The sequence below is a fragment of the Rhizobacter sp. P3_B12 genome (assembly GCF_056402895.1).
Genome location: NZ_JBFUGN010001532.1, coordinates 1 through 931, shown reverse-complemented (window position 1 = coordinate 931; position 931 = coordinate 1). Strand labels below are relative to the sequence as shown.

Below are 931 nucleotides of genomic sequence, written 5' to 3'. Positions count from 1 at the left end.
CCTCTACACGACGCTGTCGTCGGTGCCCAACGTGCTGCTGATCGCCGCCTGCGTGCTGATGATGCAGGTCTTCATCGACACCCACCCCGACCTGTTCGAGACCGGCGCCGAGCGCGCCGACGTGCGGCTCTTCCTGCTGTGCGTGATCCTCGGCCTGACCGGCTGGGCCACGCTGTGCCGGCTGCTGCGCGCCGAGACGATGAAGCTGCGCGAGCTCGACTACGTGCAGGCCGCCACGGCGTTCGGCGTCAGCTCGTGGCGCATCATGCTGCGCCACATCTTCCCGAACGTCGTGCACCTGATCATCATCACGACGGTGCTCGATTTCTCGGCGCTGATCCYGTACGAGGCGGTGCTGTCGTACGTCGGCGTCGGCGTCGATCCGTCGATGAACAGCTTCGGCGGCATGATCAACCTGGCGCGCAACGAGATGTCGCGCGACCCGGTGGTGTGGTGGTCGTTCGCCGCCGCGTTCAGCTTCATGGTGGCGCTGGTGCTGGCCGCCAACCTGTTCGCCGACGGCGTGCGCGATGCCTTCGATCCGCGGGCGCGCAGCTTCCGCCCGCGCCGCAACCCGCTGGGCCGCCTGGCCCGCGTCGACCGTACCACTCGCTGAGCTGCCGTTGCCATGCTGCAAGTCCAAGATCTGAAGGTGGCGCTCGACGCCGAGGCCGGCCTCGTGAAGGCCATCGACGGCTTGCGCCTGACCATCGCGCGCGGCGAGACCTTCGCGCTGGTCGGCGAATCCGGCTGCGGCAAGAGCATGACGGCGCTCGCGCTGATGCGCCTGCTGCCCGACAACGGCCGCGTCACGCAGGGTTCGCTGAACGTCGAGGGCGAGGATGTGTTCGCGCTGCCCGAATCGCGCATGCGCAGCGTGCGCGGCGGCAAGATCGGCATGATCTTCCAGGAGCCGTCGACCAGCCTGAAC

2 protein-coding genes are annotated in these 931 nt (G+C 68.3%); both read left to right on the top strand.

Going from position 1 to position 931, the window contains the following annotated elements; genetic code table 11:
* A partial coding sequence (locus tag AC1D01_RS36675) for an ABC transporter permease (protein WP_477874722.1) occupies positions 1–616 on the top strand: 616 nt, incomplete at its 5' end.
* Between the two features lie 12 nt (positions 617–628).
* On the top strand, positions 629–931 hold a 303-nt coding region (locus tag AC1D01_RS36670), incomplete at its 3' end, for an ATP-binding cassette domain-containing protein (RefSeq protein WP_477874720.1).